Consider the following 1,075-nt stretch of genomic DNA (forward strand, 5'->3'; position numbering starts at 1 on the left):
TGTATTGACCTGAGAGGTTGGGTACGCGGCTGGCCGGTGGCTGACCTTTGAGTGAGGTGTGCCCGCGGTGGAAATTGTAGACGTGAAGCCAGCCGGCGAAGGCGGCGACGCGTTCAGCCTCCGACCGGTACGGTTTCGCGTAGGCCCATTCCTCCAGCAGGGTGCGGTTGTAGCGTTCGACTTTGCCGTTGGTCTGCGGCCGGTAGGGGCGGGTCCGGCGGTGCTTGATGTCCGGTCCCAGGGCTGCGGCGAAGGGTAGGGAACGGTAGCAGGCGCCGTTGTCGGTGAGCACGCGTTTGACGGTGATGCCGCAGGAGGCGAAGAACGCGTTGGCCCGTTCCCAGAAGCCGGCGGCGGTGTCCTTCTTCTCATCGGCCAAGATCTCGGTGTAGGCCAGCCGGGAATGGTCGTCCACCGCGTTGTGCAGGTATGCGTAGCCGGGACGCCGGTTTGCCGCGGTGCCGGTCTTGTTCCGTTTGCCGGCGCCGCGGTCCATGATCCGGTGTCCGCCGCCGTCGGGGATGCGCCCGAGTTTCTTGATGTCCACGTGGACCAGGTCCCCGGGCGCGGTGTGCTCATAGCGGCGGATCACCCGTCCGGTGGCTCGGTCCAGCCAGGCCAGCTTCGCCAGCCCGTAGCGCGAGAGCACCCGGTGCACGGTGGAGGGGTGGATGCCGAGCAGGTAGCCGATCCTCGCCGGGCCCCAGCGCCGGTTGATCCGCAGCGCGATGATCCGTCGCTCCCGGCGCTTGGGCGTCCTGCGCGGGCTGCGGTTCGGACGGCTGGACCGGTCGCCCATTCCGGCCTCGCCGAGTTCCCGGTAGCGATTGGCCCAGCGTGAGGCGGTCGTGACGCAGACCTGGAACCGTTCCGCAGCGCGGCGCAGCGGCCAGCCGTCCTCGACCACGCATTTGGCCAGGCGCAGGCGGCCCTTCGGAGTCAGGACGGCATTAGCATGGGACATTGAAGACCTCCGGTGTGAAGATGTGGACTCTCGACAAGCCCCACCTCACCCGGAGGTCTTCTTCATGTCACCCAGCCACGCCGCGCGTCCCTAACGTCCGTGGGCAATACA

1 protein-coding gene is annotated in these 1,075 nt (G+C 67.5%); it reads right to left on the reverse strand.

Going from position 1 to position 1,075, the window contains the following annotated elements; genetic code table 11:
- On the reverse strand, positions 1 to 964 hold a 964-nt coding region (locus tag AC5RUP_RS17210), incomplete at its 3' end, for an IS481 family transposase (RefSeq protein WP_494155280.1).
- Between the last annotated feature and the right edge of the window lie 111 nt (positions 965 to 1,075).

This window comes from Arthrobacter sp. Y3223151, from assembly GCF_059091125.1.